17 protein-coding genes and 1 tRNA gene are annotated in these 17,582 nt (G+C 66.7%); 2 read left to right on the forward strand and 16 right to left on the reverse strand.

What is annotated here, in order from left to right; translation table 11 throughout:
* Position 1: 1 nt before the first annotated feature.
* From ATCM_RS08590 to ATCM_RS08620, 7 genes are all read right to left on the reverse strand, one after another.
* The gene (locus ATCM_RS08590) at positions 2-2,371 is read right to left on the reverse strand and encodes a Tex family protein (RefSeq protein ID WP_132864123.1); all 2,370 of its coding nucleotides are present in this window, start codon (positions 2,369-2,371) and stop codon (positions 2-4) included.
* A 115-nt stretch (positions 2,372-2,486) separates the two neighbouring features.
* Positions 2,487-2,702: a hypothetical protein gene (locus ATCM_RS08595; protein ID WP_132864124.1), complete on the reverse strand. Its 216-nt coding sequence runs from the start codon at positions 2,700-2,702 to the stop codon at positions 2,487-2,489.
* Positions 2,703-2,824: 122 nt separating this feature from the next.
* Entirely contained in the window at positions 2,825-3,292 is a 468-nt protein-coding gene (locus ATCM_RS08600; protein ID WP_132864125.1) for a hypothetical protein, read from the reverse strand.
* Between the two features lie 8 nt (positions 3,293-3,300).
* On the reverse strand, positions 3,301-3,675 hold the full coding sequence (locus ATCM_RS08605; RefSeq protein WP_132864126.1) for a DUF5329 domain-containing protein: 375 nt from the start codon (positions 3,673-3,675) through the stop codon (positions 3,301-3,303).
* Complete coding sequence (gene phaC, locus ATCM_RS08610) at positions 3,675-4,742, reverse strand: class III poly(R)-hydroxyalkanoic acid synthase subunit PhaC (RefSeq protein ID WP_132864127.1); 1,068 nt, start codon at positions 4,740-4,742, stop codon at positions 3,675-3,677. Before phaC ends, ATCM_RS08605 begins: the two co-directional genes overlap by 1 nt.
* A complete protein-coding gene (gene phaE, locus ATCM_RS08615; protein WP_132864128.1) occupies positions 4,739-5,842 on the reverse strand; it encodes a class III poly(R)-hydroxyalkanoic acid synthase subunit PhaE in 1,104 nt (367 codons plus the stop codon). Before phaE ends, phaC begins: the two co-directional genes overlap by 4 nt.
* Before the next feature lie 53 nt (positions 5,843-5,895).
* Positions 5,896-6,510 carry a phosphatidylcholine/phosphatidylserine synthase gene (locus tag ATCM_RS08620; protein WP_132864129.1) on the reverse strand — a complete coding sequence of 205 codons (615 nt, stop codon included), beginning with the start codon at positions 6,508-6,510 and terminating at the stop codon, positions 5,896-5,898.
* A gap of 164 nt (positions 6,511-6,674) precedes the next feature.
* Here ATCM_RS08620 and ATCM_RS08625 point away from each other — a divergent pair, with 164 nt between their 5' ends.
* Positions 6,675-7,322, forward strand: coding sequence for a class I SAM-dependent methyltransferase (locus ATCM_RS08625; protein ID WP_132864130.1), 648 nt, complete (start codon positions 6,675-6,677; stop codon positions 7,320-7,322).
* A gap of 3 nt (positions 7,323-7,325) precedes the next feature.
* Here ATCM_RS08625 and ATCM_RS08630 read toward each other — a convergent pair whose 3' ends face one another.
* The 3 genes from ATCM_RS08630 to ATCM_RS08640 all read right to left on the reverse strand — a co-directional run bounded on the left by ATCM_RS08630 (position 7,326) and on the right by ATCM_RS08640 (position 9,407).
* Positions 7,326-7,814, reverse strand: coding sequence for an 8-oxo-dGTP diphosphatase (locus ATCM_RS08630; RefSeq protein ID WP_132864131.1), 489 nt, complete (start codon positions 7,812-7,814; stop codon positions 7,326-7,328).
* 53 nt (positions 7,815-7,867) lie between these two features.
* A complete protein-coding gene (locus ATCM_RS08635) occupies positions 7,868-8,374 on the reverse strand; it encodes a DUF1249 domain-containing protein (protein WP_132864132.1) in 507 nt (168 codons plus the stop codon).
* Between the two features lie 211 nt (positions 8,375-8,585).
* A complete protein-coding gene (locus ATCM_RS08640) occupies positions 8,586-9,407 on the reverse strand; it encodes a pyruvate, water dikinase regulatory protein (RefSeq protein WP_132864133.1) in 822 nt (273 codons plus the stop codon).
* Between the two features lie 195 nt (positions 9,408-9,602).
* Here ATCM_RS08640 and ppsA point away from each other — a divergent pair, with 195 nt between their 5' ends.
* Complete coding sequence (gene ppsA / locus ATCM_RS08645) at positions 9,603-11,978, forward strand: phosphoenolpyruvate synthase (protein WP_132864134.1); 2,376 nt, start codon at positions 9,603-9,605, stop codon at positions 11,976-11,978.
* Between the two features lie 148 nt (positions 11,979-12,126).
* Here ppsA and ATCM_RS08650 read toward each other — a convergent pair whose 3' ends face one another.
* From ATCM_RS08650 to ATCM_RS08675, 6 genes are all read right to left on the reverse strand, one after another.
* On the reverse strand, positions 12,127-12,978 hold the full coding sequence (locus ATCM_RS08650; RefSeq protein ID WP_132864135.1) for an EcsC family protein: 852 nt from the start codon (positions 12,976-12,978) through the stop codon (positions 12,127-12,129).
* 4 nt (positions 12,979-12,982) lie between these two features.
* The gene (gene orn / locus ATCM_RS08655) at positions 12,983-13,558 is read right to left on the reverse strand and encodes an oligoribonuclease (protein WP_132864136.1); all 576 of its coding nucleotides are present in this window, start codon (positions 13,556-13,558) and stop codon (positions 12,983-12,985) included.
* Between the two features lie 87 nt (positions 13,559-13,645).
* A complete protein-coding gene (gene tadA / locus ATCM_RS08660; RefSeq protein WP_207911798.1) occupies positions 13,646-14,164 on the reverse strand; it encodes a tRNA adenosine(34) deaminase TadA in 519 nt (172 codons plus the stop codon).
* Between the two features lie 97 nt (positions 14,165-14,261).
* Positions 14,262-15,836, reverse strand: a complete 1,575-nt coding sequence (locus tag ATCM_RS08665; RefSeq protein ID WP_132864138.1) for a sensor domain-containing diguanylate cyclase — start codon at positions 15,834-15,836, stop codon at positions 14,262-14,264.
* 534 nt (positions 15,837-16,370) lie between these two features.
* Positions 16,371-16,460 (reverse strand) — tRNA-Ser (locus ATCM_RS08670).
* Positions 16,461-16,529: 69 nt separating this feature from the next.
* On the reverse strand, positions 16,530-17,522 hold the full coding sequence (locus tag ATCM_RS08675; protein ID WP_132864139.1) for a LysR family transcriptional regulator: 993 nt from the start codon (positions 17,520-17,522) through the stop codon (positions 16,530-16,532).
* Positions 17,523-17,582 lie beyond the last annotated feature (60 nt).

Raw genomic sequence — 17,582 nt, forward strand, 5'->3', positions numbered from 1 at the left:
TTCAGCCCTTGCGGGCCTTGGCAAAGGCCTCGGCCAGGGCGTTGTTGATCGGCGGCGCCGATTGCGCCGAGCGCGGGTTGCCATTGCCACCCGGACGTGCGCCGCGGCCGCCATTGCCGCCGTCACGACGCGGCGCCATGCCCTGCCCTGCGCCGCGCTCCTCGCGCTCGGACTTCTTCGGCGCCGGTGCGTCGTCCAAGCGACGGGTCAGGGCGATGCGCTTGCGCGGCACGTCCACCTCCAGCACCTTGACCTTGACGATGTCACCGGCCTTGACCACGTCGCGCGGGTCCTTGACGAAGGTATCGGACAAGGCGGAGATGTGGATCAGGCCATCCTGGTGCACGCCGATGTCGACGAACGCGCCGAAGGCGGCCACGTTGCTGACCACGCCCTCCAGTACCATGCCTTCGCGCAGGTCCTTGATGTCCTCCACGCCTTCGGCAAAGCGCGCCGCCTTGAACTCGGGGCGCGGGTCGCGGCCGGGCTTTTCCATTTCCTTGAGGATGTCGCGCACGGTCGGCACGCCGAACTTTTCATCGGTGAACTGCTCGGCCTTGAGCCCACGCAGGTAGCTGCCGTCGCCCAGAAGTGCCTTGATCGGGCGATCGGCCGCGGCCACGATGCGCTCGACCACCGGATAGGCCTCCGGGTGCACGGCCGAGGCATCCAACGGCTCGTCACCGTCGGCGATGCGCAGGAAGCCCGCACACTGCTCGAACGTCTTGTCGCCCAGCCGCGGCACCTTCAGCAGCTCCTTGCGGCGCTTGAACGGGCCATTCTCGTCGCGGTGGCGCACGATGTTCTCCGCCACCGTCGAAGACAGGCCCGACACGCGCGACAGCAGTGCCGCCGAGGCGGTGTTGACGAACACGCCGACGGCATTCACGCAGTCCTCCACGCGCGCGTCGAGCGCCTTGGCCAGGCGGAACTGGTCCACGTCATGCTGGTACTGGCCCACGCCGATCGCCTTGGGCTCGATCTTGACCAGCTCGGCCAGAGGGTCCTGCAGGCGACGCGCGATGGACACCGCGCCGCGCAGCGAGACGTCCAGGTTCGGGAACTCCCTGGCCGCGAACTCCGAGGCCGAGTACACCGAGGCACCTGCCTCGCTGACCACGACCTTCTGCAGCTTCGGATTGTTGCAGGCCTTGATCACCTCACCGGCCAGCTTGTCGGTTTCGCGGCTGGCGGTGCCGTTGCCGATGGCGATCAGCTCGACGTTGTACTTGCTGCACAGCTGCTTGAGCGCCTGCAGCGACTGTTCCCACTGGCGACGTGGCTCGTGCGGGTAGATGGTGTCGGTGGCCACCAGCTTGCCGGTGGCGTCGACCACCGCGACCTTGCAGCCGGTGCGGATGCCCGGGTCCAGCCCCAGCACCGTCTTCGGCCCGGCCGGCGCGGCCAGCAGCAAGTCCTTGAGGTTGTCACCGAACACGGCGATCGCCTCGGCCTCGGCCTTCTCGCGGGCCTGGTTGAACAGGTCCAGCAACAGGTGCATGTGCAGTTTGGCGCGCCAGGCCAGGCGGCAGGCATCGAGCAACCAGCGGTCCGCCGGACGGCCCTTGTCGGCGATGCCGGCCTTGCGTGCCACGCGCCCTTCGGCGTACTGGTGGCCAGCCTCGGCCTCGCTGCCGGGATCCAGCTCCAGGTACAGGATTTCCTCGCGGCGGGCGCGGAACAACGCCAGCAGGCGATGCGACGGGATCTTCGCCAGCGATTCGGCATGATCGAAGTAGTCGCGGTACTTGGCGCCTTCGTTCTCCTTGCCTTCGGCCACCCGTGCGCGGATCACGCCGTTCTCGCCCAGCCACTGGCGTAGCTCGCCGACCAGCGCGGCGTCCTCGCCCCAGCGCTCCATCAGGATCGCGCGGGCACCTTCCAGCGCCGCCTTGGCATCGGCCACGCCCTTGTCGGCGTCGATGAACCCGGCGGCAAACGCCTGCGGGTCCCGCGACGGGTCGCCGAGCAGGCCGTCGGCCAACGGTTCCAGCCCGGCTTCACGGGCGATCTGCGCCTTGGTCCTGCGCTTGGGCTTGTACGGCAGGTACAGGTCTTCCAGCCGGCTCTTGGTATCGGCGGCGAGGATGTCGTTGCGCAATTCGTCGCTCAGCTTGCCCTGCTCGCCGATGCTGGCCAGCACCGCGGCGCGGCGGTCTTCCAGCTCACGCAGGTAGGTCAGCCGCACTTCGAGATTGCGCAACTGGGTGTCATCCAGCCCACCGGTGACTTCCTTGCGGTAGCGGGCAATGAACGGGACGCTGGCGCCTTCGTCCAGCAGGGCGATGGCGGCCTTGGCCTGCGCGGTCTGCGCACCGATCTCGGTGGCGATGGTCTGCGCGATCTGCTGCGCGAGCTTGGAATCCTGCATTGCCTGTGTGAGAGCCACGTTCAAGGGGAACCGGCATTCTGGCAACGCAACGCCGCCTGCGGAAGCGGTTGACAGCAAGCGCCGGGCATGCAGCCCGGCGCGTCGTTCGGAAAGCTCAGGCCAGGTGCTGGTTCAGCCGCTGGCTGGCGATGTCATCGCGCAGGTCCTCCAGCACCATGACCCGCATCCGGCCCCGGCCGGTCACATCCAACATCCGCTCCACGTAGACCTCCGGGCCGTTCTCCGTGTCCGCGCGGGTCTTGCTGAAACCATAGGGCAGCACGCCCTTGTCACCGTCCTTGCTGCCACCGATATAAAGAACAACTGCCATGGTGGTTGGTACTCCTCGTAATTCTGCAACGCCGCCACGGTACGCGGGTGGGCGTTAGAAGGATGTACACAAAAGGTTCGCGGTGCATGACTGTTGCGTTGCGACACGAAGACAGCGCGCAGTCAGGGCCACCATCCGCGGCCCTGCAACGCATAGCGGTCAGCCGCACGCTCGAAGGGATTGCGCACGCTCACCCCGCCACAGGCCAGGTACACCGGCAGGAATAACGGACCCAGCACCATGTACTGGTAGACATGGGCGCGTTCATGATCGCCCAGGCGCACGCGCGGGTGTTCACAACGCCCCGCTCGATGCTCGTAGGTCAGGCACAGGCCATCCAGGTCGGGGCCGGTATGCAGGATCACCATGCCCAGCGTGATCGCGCCACCCGGCCCCCATGGCCAGTGCCGGAACACCAGCGCACGTTCGCGACCGCTCCAACGCCCGCGCGCGCCGGCGGCCATGCCGGCCATTCCCGCCAGCAGCCCGATCAGCGTGTTGGGCGAGGTCCAGATCGCTCCCAGCACCTGCAGTGCGGTCACGCCCCATGACGGGGCCGGACGGAGCTGCCCGGGCACCTGCCTGGCCATCGGTGCGGCTATCTGCCCGCCGCGCGCAGGTCGCGCAACTGCTGCTGGAACCAGGCCGAGGCATCCTGTTCGGCCGCCCCCGGGCAGGCCACCCGATAGGCACGGCCGCTGATGCTGCTGCGGCTGGCCGCACGCTCGATGAACTGCTCGGGCGTATCGGCCAGGTTGCGCTTGAGCAGGTAGTCGTACTTGCGCTGCAGGTGGGACTTCGCCTCGGCCGCACCGTACCAGCTGCCATTGCGCTGGAAACGGCAACCCGAACGCTCCAGCGCCTGCATCAGGCCGCTGATCTCGCGCTGTGCGGCAGCACTGGGCGCGGCGGTGGCCACGGACGAAAGCGCGGCCAGGGCCAGGCCGGCCAGAAGAACGATGCGATGTTTCATCAGCGTTTGCTCAACCAATCGTGGATGGCGCCCGGCACCTCGCGCTGCGCGCGGCCGGACACGTAGATACCGATATGACCACCGCGGAACCCGACCTCGGTGTAGTCGTCGCTGCCCACCTTCCCGCGCATGGCCCGGGATGCCGCTGGCGGCACCAGATGGTCCTGTTCGGCATAGATGTTCAACACCGGCATGCGCAATGCGGCCAGTTGCACCGGTTCGTCACCGATGGTGATGGCGTCGTGCATCAGCCCATTGCCCTGGTAGAACTGCTTGACGAACTGGCGGAATGCCTCGCCGGCCAGGTCGGGCGAATCGAAGATCCACTTTTCCATGCGCAGGAAATCCTCCAGCGCCTGCTTGTCGTCCAGGATGTCCATCAATCCCACGTACTTCTGCACGTTGAGGCGGAACGGCTTGAGCATCAGGTAGCTGGCATTCATCAGGTCGGCCGGGATGTTGCCCAGCGTGTCGACGAACAGGTCCACGTCCACGTGGCGCGCCCAGTGCGAGAGCATGTTGTCCGGCGTCTGGAAGTCGACCGGCGTCACCATCGTAATCAGGTTGCGCACCTTGTGCGGGCGCAGCGCGCTGTAACACAGCGAGAACACGCCGCCTTGGCAGATGCCCAGCAGGTTGACCGGTGCGCCGCCCTGCTGCGTGCGCAGGTGGTCCACCGCGCCGTCGATGTAGCGCAGCAGATAGTCCTCCAGGGTCAAGTAGCGCTCGGAGCGGTCCGGGTAACCCCAATCCAGCACGTAGACGTCCTGGCCCAATGCCAGCAGCTTCTGCACCAGCGAGCGGCCGTCCTGCAAGTCCACCATGTAAGGGCGGTTGACCAGCGCGTAGACGATCAGCAGCGGGGGCTGCCCGGCGGGCGCCGGCGTATCGCCGACGAAGCGGTACAGCCTGACCTTGCCGTCGCTCCATACTTCCTCGCGCGCGGTCACGCCGTAATCGACATCGTCCACGCCCGGCAACAGCTTCAGGCCATCGACCAGCTTGCGCTGCCATTGCAGCGTTTCCTGCAGCAGGTCATCGCTGCCGAAGCCCAGCGGCCCCTTCATGACGCCCTCCCGCGGCGCGCGGCCGGCTTGCCCGCGGTCTTGCCGGTGGCGGCAGCCTTCTTGGCGGCGGCTTTCTTCGCGGCAGGCTTGACCGCCGTCTTCCTCGCGGGCGCCGCGGCATTCCTGCCCGCCGTCTTCGCTGCGGCCGGCGCTACGGTGGTCTTCGCCGGTTTCTTCGGTGCAGGTCGCGGCGCTGCCTTCGGCGCGGCGTCCGGAACAGGCCTGGCCGCCGCATTAAGCAGGCGTCGCACCTGGCGCTCGAGCTCGGCGATGCGCCGGTGTGCGGCATCCATCTCGGTGCGGGTCGGGACGCCCATCAGTTCGCAGGCGCGTTCCAGCTCACTCTGTGAGGCAGCACGCAGGCGCATCTGTGCATTGGCCAGGTCGGCGTAGATGTGCTGGAACTCCTCGGACAATGCCATCTTGCCGTAGGCTTCCTCCGCCGCATCGATCCACAGGTCGAACATGGCGCGCGCACTGGTCAGCTGCGCCCCGGGCGACTCGTGCTCAGCCAGCTTCTGCTCGAAGCGGTTGAAGGCGTCGTCCAGCACTGCGCGGATCGCATCGACATAGTTTTCGGCATGGGCCTGGTACTCGCGCTGCTTCTTCAGCAATGCCTGCCAGCGCGCCTGGTGCTCGCGTGCTGGACCGAACGCCGGTGCCTCCAGCCATTCATCCCCCAACCCACCCTGCGCGGCACGTGCGAAGTCACGCACCCAGGGCTGGTCGTTGAGCGCGTTGCCACCACGGGCCGCGCCCAGCATCCATTGCAACAGCGCATCTCCCTGCCCTTGCACGGCCTCGCGCCAGGCGCCGGCGACCTCGGCCGCACTGGTGTCGCGCCCGGCGAACCGCGCCGCGATCTGCTGCATGGTGCCGAACCAATCGCCGGCCTGGTGCTGGAAACGCCCGCCCAGTTCCTGCACTTCGGGCGGGGTATCGGTGGTGACCAGCCGGGTCCATTGCGCGATGCTCTCGCGCCACGGGAATTCAGCGACACCGCCTTCGGCGGCCCCCTTCATGCCCTGCGCCCATGCTTCCCAACAACGGCGCATGCCCGCCTCGAAATCACCCTTATCGTTGTTGCCTGACGCGCTCATGCTCGTGTTCCCGGATTGCGCTGCGATGATATCAATGCCCGCACCACGCCATGTCAGGGCTTGGGAATGCGCAGCGTCTTGCTGATCATCAACGAGCCGGACAGGCCGAACAGCAGCACCAGCGGGTGCAGCTGCCACGGGCCCAACTGCCAACTGCTACCCCACAGCGCCGGGCCGATGGCATTGAAGTGCGCCGCCAGCGCCAGCACGATCACCAGCGCCAGGCTGGTCGGAATCGGGGTGCCTTCGAAGTACGGCACCTTGTCGGCGTCACCGGCAATCTCTTCGGCCGTCACGTTGTAGCGGGCCAGGCGGCTGACGCCGCAACAGACGAAGTAACTCAGCACCAGCCAGTCCCAGCCCCCCTGCATGCCGCAGGCATAGGCCAGCGCCGCCGGGGCCACGCCAAAGGAGATCACGTCGGCCAACGAATCCAGCTCCCGCCCCAGCGTGGACGAGGACTGGCGCCAGCGCGCCACCCGGCCATCCAGCGCATCGAAGATGAACGCCAACGGGATCAACGCCATGCCGAACATCAGGAAGCCACGCTCGCCGTCCTGCAGGAAACGCATCGCGGCGAACACCGCGCCGGTACCGCAGAAGGCATTGCCAAGCGTGAACCAGTCCGCCAGCTGGAACTCGCGGAGCATCGAAAAGTGACGTTTCATGGGGACTCACGGGACATGGACCCGGACAGGTTACCGCGAGCGCCCACGGCCGCGACAGCGCCGTGGCTCGGGCCGCCCACCTTGCGTTTACGCAGCGGCGATCGCCATCATCGGCACTGGACCCGCCGCCGCCACGTCCGCCCATGCCTGAACGGACGACGACGATGCTGGACACTCCCACCCTGGCCGCCCAGTTGCGGCAACCCCATGGCGCGGCCGCACTGGCCGTGGCCGAGTCGATGAACCGCAGCAACGGCGCGCTCAACCGCACCGCGATCGCATTGCTGGCGGTCCAGGCCAACGAACACGTGCTGGAAATCGGCCCCGGCAACGCAGCCTTCGCCCCACTGCTGCTCACCACGCCCGGCAGTCGTTACCTGGGCGTCGAACTGTCCAGCGCGATGGTCCACGCCGGCAACATGCGCCTGCGCGACCAGGGGCTGGCCGACCGCGCGCGCCTGCAGACCGGTGACGCGCAGGCGCTTGCCGTGGGTAACGGCGGCTTCGACGCCGCACTGGCCGTGAACACCCTGTACTTCTGGCCGGACCTGCCCGGCGTGCTGGCACAACTGGCCGCTGCGCTGCGCCCCGGGGGCCGGCTATGCCTGGCCTTCGGCAATGCCACGTTCATGCGCACCCTGCCGTTCACTGCCCACGGCTTCCACCTCTACGAACGGGCCCAGGTCGAGCACGCCCTGCGCGCCGGTGGCTTCCCGACCTGGAGGCACCAGACCCATGCCGAAACCGGTACCAGCAATGCGGGGAGCCGTATCGACAAGCAGTTCCACCTGCTGCTGGCCCGGCGCGGCTGACGCTTACAGGCGGGTGAAGCTCCAGGACTGCATCCGGCCATCGCGGTATGGCATCACGCCATGGAACGGACGCGTGTCCTCGTCGAACACCAGCGGCAGGAAATGGCGGTCGCCCTCCCACAGCGGCAGCGATTCCAACTGGTCCACCGGCACCCACTCCAGCGTGCCTTCGGGGTTGGATTCCAGCGGCGTGCCGGTGTAGTCATCGATGACGAAGATGAAGGCGAACCAGTCCTCGCCATTCTTGCCGAAGCCCGGCCAGCTGATGGTCCCGCGCAGGCGCGTGGTGCCGCATTCGATGCCGGCCTCCTCGCGGATTTCGCGGTGCATGCAGGCCAGGATGTCCTCGTCGGCCTCCATCTTTCCGCCCAGGCCGTTGTACTTGCCCAGATGGATGTCGCCGGGGCGGGTATTGCGGTGGATCATCAACGCCTGCTTACCGTCGGCGGACAACACGTAGCCAAGCGTGGCCATGATCGGGGTGTACGGCATCAGCAACAACCGGAACGGGAAAGCGCCAAGTATGACCGATCCCGCCGCCGGGCTCAGTGCTCCAGCGTGCCGGCAACCCGCAGCGGTGCCCGCGAACCTTCGATGCGACGCAGCGTGGCCACGCCGTGGCCGCGCTCGGCCAGGTATTCCAGCCACTTGCCAAGGAAGGTGTTCATGCGCATGCGATGGCTGATCAGTGCATCGGCTGGCGGATACATGCCGACCACGTCCTGCCAGCGCCGGCCCACGTAGCAATGGGTGGCCTCGGCCTGCCGTGCATCCTGGTACAGGCGGACATAGGCCGACGGATCCGGCTCGCCAGTCAATGGGTCGCAGATGTCGTAGGTCATGCGCAGTTCCACCGTGTAGCGGTGGCATTCGATGACATCCAGGCGCAGGTCCAGCCCGTCGCCGATGCAGGACACGTAGCTGCCCGCGGCCAGGTCCTGCGGCGCGAACAGCCGCACCAGATGATCATGGTTTTCCGCGTACAGGCCCATCAACCAGCTCAGACGGCTCAGCCGGGGGATGCGATCAATACGGGAAAGTGCCTGTGCCATGGGCTGATCGTACACGCGGCGATGTGTCAGAGGCAGTCTTGTGGATCGCACGCACTGGCGCGCATGCTGGGGTAGTGCAAAGACATGCCCGGCACCGGGGCATTTCTGCCTTCGCCCCCTCCCTCTGGCCAAGCCCAGCGGAAGGTTGGAGAGGGGGCTTTTGCGGCGCCCTGCCCTTCGCCGGCGTCGCGGCCGGGGCTGCGCCTGCCGGTCAGTACATCTCGCGCTGCAGGCCCAGCGTGGCCAACACCTTGCTGGAGATTTCCTCGATCGAGGTATGCGTGGTGCTCAGGGTCGGGATGCGCTCCATGCGGAACATGGTCTCGGCCGCGGACACTTCCCGCTTGCAGACCTCGGCGCTGGCGTAACGCGAGTTCGGGCGGCGCTCCTGGCGGATCTGCTGCAGGCGCTCCGGGTCGATGGTCAGGCCGAACAGCTTGTTGCGGTACGGGCGCAGCCGTGCCGGCAGGCGGTCCTGCTCCAGGTCTTCCTCGGTCAGCGGGTAGTTGGCCGCGCGGATGCCGTAGTGCATCGCCAGGTAGATGCAGGTCGGGGTCTTGCCGGCACGCGAGACCGCCACCAGCACCACGTCGGCCTCGTCGTAGTTCACGGCGATGCCGTCGTCATGGCTGAGCGCGAAGTTCATCGCGTTGATGCGGCGGTGGTAGGTGTCGAAATCGACCATGCCGTGGGCCTGGCCGACCTTGGAATGGCGGGTCGCGTTCAGCTCCTGCTCCAGGGGGCCGATGAACGGCTTGAACACGTCCAGCACCAGCGCCCCGCTCTCCTCCAGGATCAGCCCCAGGCTGGAATCCACGCAGGAGCTGACCACGATCGGGCGCACCTGGTAGCGCTCCCCGGCGGCCCGGATCCGGGCCGCGGCGTCATGGGCTTTGTCCGCATCGTCGACAAAGGACATCCGGTCCGTGACAAAGCTGAACCCGGTGAACTGGGTGAGGAGGCTGTGGCCCACGGTTTCGGCAGTGATGCCGGTACCGTCGGAAACGTAGAAAACCGGCCGAATTGCCGACATGCGCGATCCTTTCGTCTGTAAGTTTCGACCCTGCCCCGGGTGGGGGTCAGGCCCCTGTCCCGGAAAAGACAAGCACAAGACAAAGTATTGTCACAAGCTTGTGCGGGTACGGTGTGCACTGCATCATATTGGCTTCTTCCTACGGACGTGGCCATCCAAGCCCGGCTAGGGCGATGGCCTAACGGAGCATCGCGCTTGAACGAGAATATCCTGTGGTTGCATGAGCTGCGCCTGGCTGATCTGGCCCGCGTAGGCGGTAAGAATTCCTCGCTTGGCGAGATGATCGGCAATCTGGCCGGTCTCGGGGTCTCCGTCCCCGGTGGTTATGCCACCACCGCCGAAGCCTTCAAGGACTTCATTGCCCACAACGACCTGTCCAAGCGCATCTTCGACAAGCTGGCCACGCTGGACGTGGAGGACGTCGCGGCGCTGACCGCCGCCGGCAAGGAAATCCGCACCTGGGTGATCGACGCCCCGCTGCAGCCGGCCCTGGACACCGACATCCGCGATGCCTACGCCAAGCTGAGCGCCGACAACGGCGGCGGCGACGTGGCCGTGGCGGTGCGCTCCTCGGCTACCGCCGAAGACCTGCCCGATGCCTCCTTCGCCGGCCAGCAGGAAACCTTCCTCAACGTGACCGGTGCCGACGATGTCGTGCACAAGGTCAAGGAAGTGTTCGCCTCGCTGTACAACGACCGCGCCATCGCCTACCGCGTCCACCACGGCTTCAAGCACGAGGACGTGTTCCTGTCGGCCGGCGTACAGCTGATGGTTCGCTCGGGCGTGGGTTCGTCCGGCGTGCTGTTCACCCTGGACACCGAGTCCGGCTTCCGCGACGTGGTGTTCGTCACCTCGTCCTTCGGCCTGGGCGAGATGGTCGTGCAGGGCGCGGTCAACCCGGACGAGTTCTACGTCTACAAGCCCACCCTGCAGGCCGGCAAGCCGGCGATCCTGCGCCGTTCGCTGGGCTCCAAGGCCATCCGCATGGTCTATTCGGACGTCCCGGGCGAGCGTGTCAAGATCGAGGACACCCCGGCCGCGCTGCGCAACACCTTCTCGATCAGCGACGAGGACGTGCAGGAACTGTCCAAGCAGGCGCTGGTCATCGAGAAGCACTACGGCCGCCCGATGGACATCGAGTGGGCCAAGGACGGCGTCAGCGGCAAGCTGTTCATCGTCCAGGCCCGCCCGGAGACCGTGAAGTCGCGCGCCAAGGCCACCCAGATGGAGCGCTACGCGCTGCAGGGCAAGGGTGAAGTGATCGCCGAGGGCCGTGCCGTCGGTGCCAAGATCGGCGTCGGCACCGCCCGCGTGGTGAAGTCGCTGGACGACATGGCCCGCGTGCAGCCCGGCGACGTGCTGATCGCCGACATGACCGACCCCGACTGGGAGCCGGTGATGAAGCGTGCCTCGGCCATCGTCACCAACCGTGGTGGCCGCACCTGCCACGCCGCGATCATCGCGCGCGAGCTGGGCGTGCCGGCCGTGGTCGGCTCGGGCAATGCCACCCAGTTGATCGAGGACGGCCAGGAAGTGACCGTCAGCTGCGCCGAAGGCGATACCGGCTTCATCTACAACGGTAAGCTGGCCTTCGAGCGCACCACCACTGACCTTGAGAACATGCCGCCGGCACCGCTCAAGATCATGATGAACGTGGCCAACCCGGAACGTGCCTTCGACTTCGGCCAGCTGCCGAACGCCGGCATCGGCCTGGCCCGCCTGGAAATGATCATCGCCAGCCACATCGGCGTTCACCCGAACGCGCTGCTGGAGTACGACCGCCAGGACGCCGACACCCGGAAGAAGATCGACGAGAAGATCGCCGGCTACAACGACCCGGTGAGCTTCTACGTCAACCGCCTGGCCGAAGGCATCGCCACCCTGACCGCGTCGGTTGCGCCGAACCCGGTGATCGTGCGCCTGTCGGACTTCAAGTCCAACGAGTACGCCAACCTGATCGGCGGCAGCAACTACGAGCCGCACGAAGAGAACCCGATGATCGGCTTCCGCGGCGCAAGCCGTTACGTCGACCCGTCGTTCTCCAAGGCGTTCGCGCTGGAATGCCAGGCCGTGCTGCGCGTGCGCAACGAGATGGGCCTGGAGAACCTGTGGGTGATGATCCCGTTCGTGCGCACCCTGGAGGAAGGCCGCAAGGTGGTGGAAGTGCTCGCCGCCAATGGCCTGAAGCAGGGCGAGAACGGCCTGAAGATCATCATGATGTGCGAAGTGCCGTCCAACGCGCTGCTGGCCGATGAGTTCCTGGAGATCTTCGACGGTTTCTCGATCGGCTCCAACGACCTGACCCAGCTGACCCTGGGCCTGGACCGCGATTCCTCGATCGTCGCGCACCTGTTCGACGAGCGGAACCCGGCGGTCAAGAAGCTGCTGTCGCTGGCCATCAAGTCGGCCCGTGCCAAGGGCAAGTACGTCGGCATCTGCGGCCAGGGCCCGTCCGACCACCCGGACCTGGCCGAATGGCTGATGCAGGAAGGCATCGAGTCGGTGTCGCTGAACCCGGACACCGTGGTCGACACCTGGCTGCGCCTGGCCAAGCTCAAGGCCAACAGCTGATCCAGCGGTTGGCTGCATGAACAAAACCCCGCCAAGGCGGGGTTTTGTTTTGGACGGGCGAAGAGAGGCGAAGCCCTTCCCCACCTCCCTTCGCCCTGCAGGAGAGGGCACGCAGGCCAGGACACATTCCCGGCCCTGCCGACACGGCTCACCCCTGCATGTGCCCCGCCAGCGACTGGTATGCCAGGCGCACCGGCTCGAAGCCGTAGGTCTTCTCCAGGCGCCTGACGATGAAATGGCCGCGCGCCATGTCCTGGTAGTAACTCACGAACATGGTGTTCAAGGTGGCGCCGGCCACCGCGCCGATCACCGGCACGGCCTGTGCGGCGAACTTCTCCGAAACCACCACGCCGAACCGTGCGACGACCTTCTCCACGATCTTGGCCAGCCACTTGCCGGCTTCCTTGGGCCCGATCCCCAACCCCAGGCCGTGACCCTTGACCGCGCTACCAGCCAGCTCCGCCGAGAAATGCCGCATCAGCTCCGTGGTGAAGCCGCGGGTCATGTAGTAGCCGGTCTCGCTGGCATCGTCCTTGCCACTGTTGCCGCCCAGCGCGAATACCTCCAGGCATGCCTGGCGCGTGGCGAAATCGTTCAGGTCGAAGCCTTCGCTGCGGGCGATGTCGGCGACCGCGCGCATGATGATGGTCGTCGACAACGGCAGCTCGATGGCCAGCGTCATCAGGCCACCCGCCCCACCGACGGCTCCGGACGCGGCCGCCGCCAGCTTGTGCAGCCGTGGCGAGGCGCGCTTGCCTGGCTGCGTGCGGTCCATGGTCAGCAGCGCGGCCTGCGCGGCCTTGTACAAGGCCGCCTCGGTGACGCTCTGGATGCGCGAGGACACTGCATTGGGCAATTTGCGCACCGCGAACTCCAGCGGCGCGCCGACCACGTTGGCCATCCGCGCGGTCAGGGTCGGCGCCTCCAGCAGGGCCACCGCGCGTTGCAGGTCGGCCATGTCCTGCGGATGGTCCTGCACGCGCAGCGACAGCTCGTTCATGGCCTCAGTCCGCGGTCGGCAGGCCGGCCAAGGCCCCCATGAACTGGCGGTAGTGGCGCAGTTCGGCGATGGAGTCGTGCACGTCGCTCAGTGCGGTATGGCTGGAGGTCTTGGTCACGCCGCCGGCCACGGTCGGCGCCCAACGCTTGGCCAGCTCCTTGAGGGTGGACACGTCCAGGTTGCGGTAGTGGAAGTAGCGCTCCAGGCGCGGCATCTGGCGATGCAGGAAGCGACGGTCCTGGCAGATCGAATTGCCGCACATCGGCGATGCGCCGGCCTTGATCCACTCCTGCAGGAACACGATGGTCTGTGCCTCGGCCTGGCCGAGCGAGGTGGTGCTGTCCAGCACCCGCTGCCACAGGCCCGAGCGCTGGTGCTGGTTGCGGTTCCACTCGTCCATGGCCTCCAGCGTGGCCAGCGGATGCGAGATGGCGAACTCCGGCCCTTCTGCCAGCACGTTGAGCTGTGCGTCGGTGACCACCGTGGCGATCTCGATGATCGAATCGTTGTCCGTGTCGAGCCCGGTCATCTCCAGGTCGATCCAGATCAACCGGTCATTGCCTGCACTGTTGTCCGCCATGTCATGCCTCTTGCTGGGGGCCGGCGACGGGTGCGCTGGCCGGAATACGAAGCGCACATGATACGCCGGCACCACCGGCCGGCCGCGTCAAAGGTCGCCAAGCCCTAGCAGTGGCCGGCCGCGCTTGGCACGGAAGTAATTGGTCAGGCGCAGGCTGGCATCGGCTGCCAGCACCCCGCCGTGCACCTGCACGCGATGGTTGTGGCGCGGGTCGCCCACCAGGTCGAACACGCTGCCGCAGGCGCCGGTCTTGGGGTCGGCGGCGGCGAACACCAACCGCGCGATCCGCGCGTGCACCAGCGCCATCGCACACATCGCGCACGGTTCCAGCGTCACGTACAGGGTGCTGCCGATCAACCGGTGGTTGCCCAGCCGCTTGCCCGCCGCGCGCATCGCCACGATCTCGGCATGCGCGCTCGGGTCATGGCTGGCGATGTTGAGGTTCCATCCCTCGCCCAGCAGTTCGCCGTCCGCACCGACCAGCACCGCCCCCACCGGGATCTCGTCGAACTCCCGTTGTGCACGATCGGCCAAGGCCAAGGCGTGGCGCATCCAGTGTTCGTCATCGCGGGAGGAATCGGTCGGGGACATCGTGGCAACGGTCAAGGCATGGCATCAGTGCGGGGATGGGGGCAGAGGATAAGGCGTCCCCGCCTGCCGCGCGACGGGCAGCCATCCCGGGCCTGAACCCGCCCCGTCCTGCTCAGGCACCGCGCACGGACGCGGCATCGCTGCCCGACGGGCGCATGGAAACCCGGTTCCTGCCGCCGCGCTTGGAGGCGTACAGCATCTCGTCGGCGGTCTTCAGCACCGCCTCGATGTCGAAGCTGCTCTGCGGCCAGTTCGCCACGCCCAGGGAAACGGTGATGCTACCGACCCTGGGAATCTTCATTTCCTCCACCGCCCGGCGCAGGCGTTCGGCCACCTGCGTCGCGGTTGCCAGCGTGGTGGACGGCAGCAGGATCAGGAACTCCTCGCCCCCCACGCGCAGCGGCACGTCGTAGGCACGGCAGGCTTCACGCATGCGTTGCGCCAGGCAGCGCAGGGCCTCGTCGCCGGCGTCATGGCCGTAGGTGTCGTTGACGGCCTTGAAGTGATCGATGTCCAGGGAAATCACCGAGAAGGTGTTCGCCTGGCTCTCGAAGGTCCTCAGCGCATCGTCCATGCGCCGGCGATTGCCCAGCTGGGTCAACGGATCGGTCGCGGTGTCCTCGCGCAGCTTGGAGAAGCTCTTCTGGATGGCATCGATGCCCATCAGCATCGCCTTCTTCAGCTCCCGCGATTCGAAGTACCAGGACTTCACCGAACGGATGTCCCCGGCCGAGGCCGGGTCGTCCATCTTGCGGGCACCATCGGCGAGCAGGCGCAACGGCCGCGAGATCAGGCGCGCGCTCCAGAGCAGGAATGCCAGGGTGAGCAGCATCGCCGGCAACGCCTTGTACAGCGTCGACTGCATCAGCTCGGTGAGCGGCGCCAGGGTCGCCGCCTGCGGACGCTGGGCGACGATGCCCCAACCGGTCGACGCCACCGGCGCATAGCCGGCCAGCATGCTCACGCCATGCGAGTTGACGGCAGCGCCCTTGCCGGACTCGCCGGCGGCGACGCGGTCGACCACCGCATTGTTCTGCACGAAATCACCGATCCGCTGCGGATCCGGGTGATAGATGATGCGTTTCTGCCGGTCGACCACGAACAGGTACGAACCATCGATGTAGAAATGCTGGCCCAGCAGCCGGTCCAGGATGTTTTCCTTCTGCAGGTAGATGGCGCCACCCACCGCGCCCAGGTACTGCCCGGCCGGGGACACGATCGGGTGGTTGATGAAGACGATGAAGTTGCCGGTCGCCGACTGGTACGGTGCGCTGATCAGCGGCCGCTTCTCGCGCAGCGCCGCCTTCACCGCTTCGCTGTTCAACACCCTGCCCTGCAGCCCGAGCGCCTCTGGCGACGTGGCCAGCACCTTGCCGGTGGCATCGAAGATCGTGATCGAGTTGAAGCTCTTGCTCATCATCCGCAGCCGCGTGGCCTCGCCACCCAGGCGACCCACGTCGTCCATCTGCGTTGCCAGCAGTTGAGCGGTGTACGCCAGCTGCAACTGCGAGGCCTGGAGGAAATCCTCCGTGCTCTTGGCCAGCTTGCTCGCATACGCGTAGTTGCTGTCCAGCGTCGCGTCCATCAGCTGCTGGCGCTGGACCGTATAGCTTGCATAGAACGTATTGGCGAACGGCACCAGTGCTCCGAGGAAGGTGAGCACCAGGATGAGCTTTCGTAAATCCATGAGATCCAACGCGAACGTGTGACGGGTATTGCCGCGGCTTTCGCTCGAATCCCCGGGTGCGCAGCCCCCTGCCCGGAACGGCGCATTCTACCGATCCACTTCCCTGTGGGCGATGTCAGCCCCGTCATCGGCCTGCCGCCTTCCCAGGCGGGCCTGGAGGGATACCCGCGGCACGCGGGAGGCGCCGGCACCCAAGAGCCGGTTCACGACGAGCCTTGCGGGCGTCTCGCGCCATGTTTTGGGCCACGGCGGCCGGCGCACTGGAGTTTGGGCTCGCAGCGCAGAGGCCCTCCCGGTGAAAAGAGGGCTGGCGGCACATGGCCGCCACCGACAATAGTACATCCGGCATCGCCACGCACGTCACATGAATAGACATTTGCTGACGCGCAGCTGCAAGACGCAGGACAGGCCAGGACAATCGCCAGACAAGAATCCCGCCCCGCACGGGTGCCACCCAGGCCAGCGATGGCGCTCGACGGCAGCGTGTACGACTGACAGCAAAAAGCCGCTGCAGGCAGCGGCTCTCGGGAAGCTTGGCGGACAGAGTGGGATTCGAACCCACGGAAGGTTTGACCCTTCGCCGGTTTTCAAGACCGGTGCCTTAAACCGCTCGGCCATCTGTCCATTGATCAGGTCCCGCGCTCCGGCATGCGGATCGGGGCGCGCATTCTCGCATGCCCGTCCGTTTTTTGCTCAACCGGCCTCGATCGCCAGCGCGCCTGCGGTGGAGGCACGGATCTTTTCCTTGGCACGTTCGCAGGCGCCACCGCAATCCAGCCGCGAGGCTTCCAGCTGTGGCGGCAGGTGCTCGGCTAGGAAGTCGATGAACACGCGCACCGCCGGCAGCAGGCCGCGGCGGGAGGCGAACACGGCGTGGCAGATGCCCTGCGGCAGCGACCAGTCCGGCAACACCACTTCCAGCTCGCCGTTGCGCACCGCGTCGGCGCAGACGGTCTCCGGCAGCATCGTGATCCCGTATCCGTCCTTGACCATCGACTGCAGCAGCGGGAAGTCGAAGCCGGCCACGCGCGGCTGCAGGTCCACGCGGCGCACCTCGCCACCGGGCCCATGCAGCTCCCAGCGCTGGCGCGCCTCGTCCTCGCTGATGCTCATGGTGACGTGGTTGGCCAGGTCTTCCGGCGCGGTCGGTCGGCCGGCCTTGTCCAGGTAGGCCGGGCTGGCCACCAGCAACTCCTGCACCTGGCCGAAGCTGCGCATCACCAGGCTGCCATCGTCGTCCAGGCGCGAGCGCACGCGCAGGGCGACGTCGTAGCCCTCATTGATGATGTCCACCCGGCGGTTGCTGATGTTCAGCTGCAGCCGCACCTTGGGGTACTGCTCCAGGAACTTCGGCAGCAGCCTGGGCAGCTGCATCTGCGCCAGCGACACCGGCACGCTCGCACGGACCAGGCCACGCGGTTCGGCACTGAGCCGGTCCACCACCTCGCGGGCGGCCTGCGCCTCGGTCAGCATCGTCTGGGCATGCCGATGCACGCTCATGCCGACGTCGGTGACCGCGAAACGTCGCGTCGAACGCTGCAGCAAGCGCACGCCCAGATCGGTTTCCAGCTGGCTGATGCGCCGGCTCAGGCGTGACTTGGGGATGCCCAGGGCGCGCTCGGCCGCCGCAAAACCGCCGTGGTCCACGACCATTGCGAAGTAATAGAGGTCGTTGAGGTCCTGCATGAATTGATCCCAGAATTGGAACGAATCATCGAATTCAAACAGCTTTGTCCTGATTTTACA

This window comes from Stenotrophomonas sp. ATCM1_4, assembly GCF_004348115.1.
GTDB lineage: Bacteria > Pseudomonadota > Gammaproteobacteria > Xanthomonadales > Xanthomonadaceae > Stenotrophomonas > Stenotrophomonas capsici.

Excerpts from the sequence above, each read along its gene's own strand:
- ATCM_RS08590 (WP_132864123.1), bottom strand. The coding sequence starts at position 2,371 with ATGCAGGATTCCAAGCTCGCGCAGCAGATCGCGCAGACCATCGCCACC.
- ATCM_RS08595 (WP_132864124.1), bottom strand. The coding sequence starts at position 2,702 with ATGGCAGTTGTTCTTTATATCGGTGGCAGCAAGGACGGTGACAAGGGC.
- ATCM_RS08600 (WP_132864125.1), bottom strand. The coding sequence starts at position 3,292 with ATGGCCAGGCAGGTGCCCGGGCAGCTCCGTCCGGCCCCGTCATGGGGC.
- ATCM_RS08605 (WP_132864126.1), bottom strand. The coding sequence starts at position 3,675 with ATGAAACATCGCATCGTTCTTCTGGCCGGCCTGGCCCTGGCCGCGCTT.
- phaC (WP_132864127.1), bottom strand. The coding sequence starts at position 4,742 with ATGAAGGGGCCGCTGGGCTTCGGCAGCGATGACCTGCTGCAGGAAACG.
- phaE (WP_132864128.1), bottom strand. The coding sequence starts at position 5,842 with ATGAGCGCGTCAGGCAACAACGATAAGGGTGATTTCGAGGCGGGCATG.
- ATCM_RS08620 (WP_132864129.1), bottom strand. The coding sequence starts at position 6,510 with ATGAAACGTCACTTTTCGATGCTCCGCGAGTTCCAGCTGGCGGACTGG.
- ATCM_RS08625 (WP_132864130.1), top strand. The coding sequence starts at position 6,675 with ATGCTGGACACTCCCACCCTGGCCGCCCAGTTGCGGCAACCCCATGGC.
- ATCM_RS08630 (WP_132864131.1), bottom strand. The coding sequence starts at position 7,814 with ATGCCGTACACCCCGATCATGGCCACGCTTGGCTACGTGTTGTCCGCC.
- ATCM_RS08635 (WP_132864132.1), bottom strand. The coding sequence starts at position 8,374 with ATGGCACAGGCACTTTCCCGTATTGATCGCATCCCCCGGCTGAGCCGT.
- ATCM_RS08640 (WP_132864133.1), bottom strand. The coding sequence starts at position 9,407 with ATGTCGGCAATTCGGCCGGTTTTCTACGTTTCCGACGGTACCGGCATC.
- ATCM_RS08650 (WP_132864135.1), bottom strand. The coding sequence starts at position 12,978 with ATGAACGAGCTGTCGCTGCGCGTGCAGGACCATCCGCAGGACATGGCC.
- orn (WP_132864136.1), bottom strand. The coding sequence starts at position 13,558 with ATGGCGGACAACAGTGCAGGCAATGACCGGTTGATCTGGATCGACCTG.
- ATCM_RS08665 (WP_132864138.1), bottom strand. The coding sequence starts at position 15,836 with ATGGATTTACGAAAGCTCATCCTGGTGCTCACCTTCCTCGGAGCACTG.
- ATCM_RS08675 (WP_132864139.1), bottom strand. The coding sequence starts at position 17,522 with ATGCAGGACCTCAACGACCTCTATTACTTCGCAATGGTCGTGGACCAC.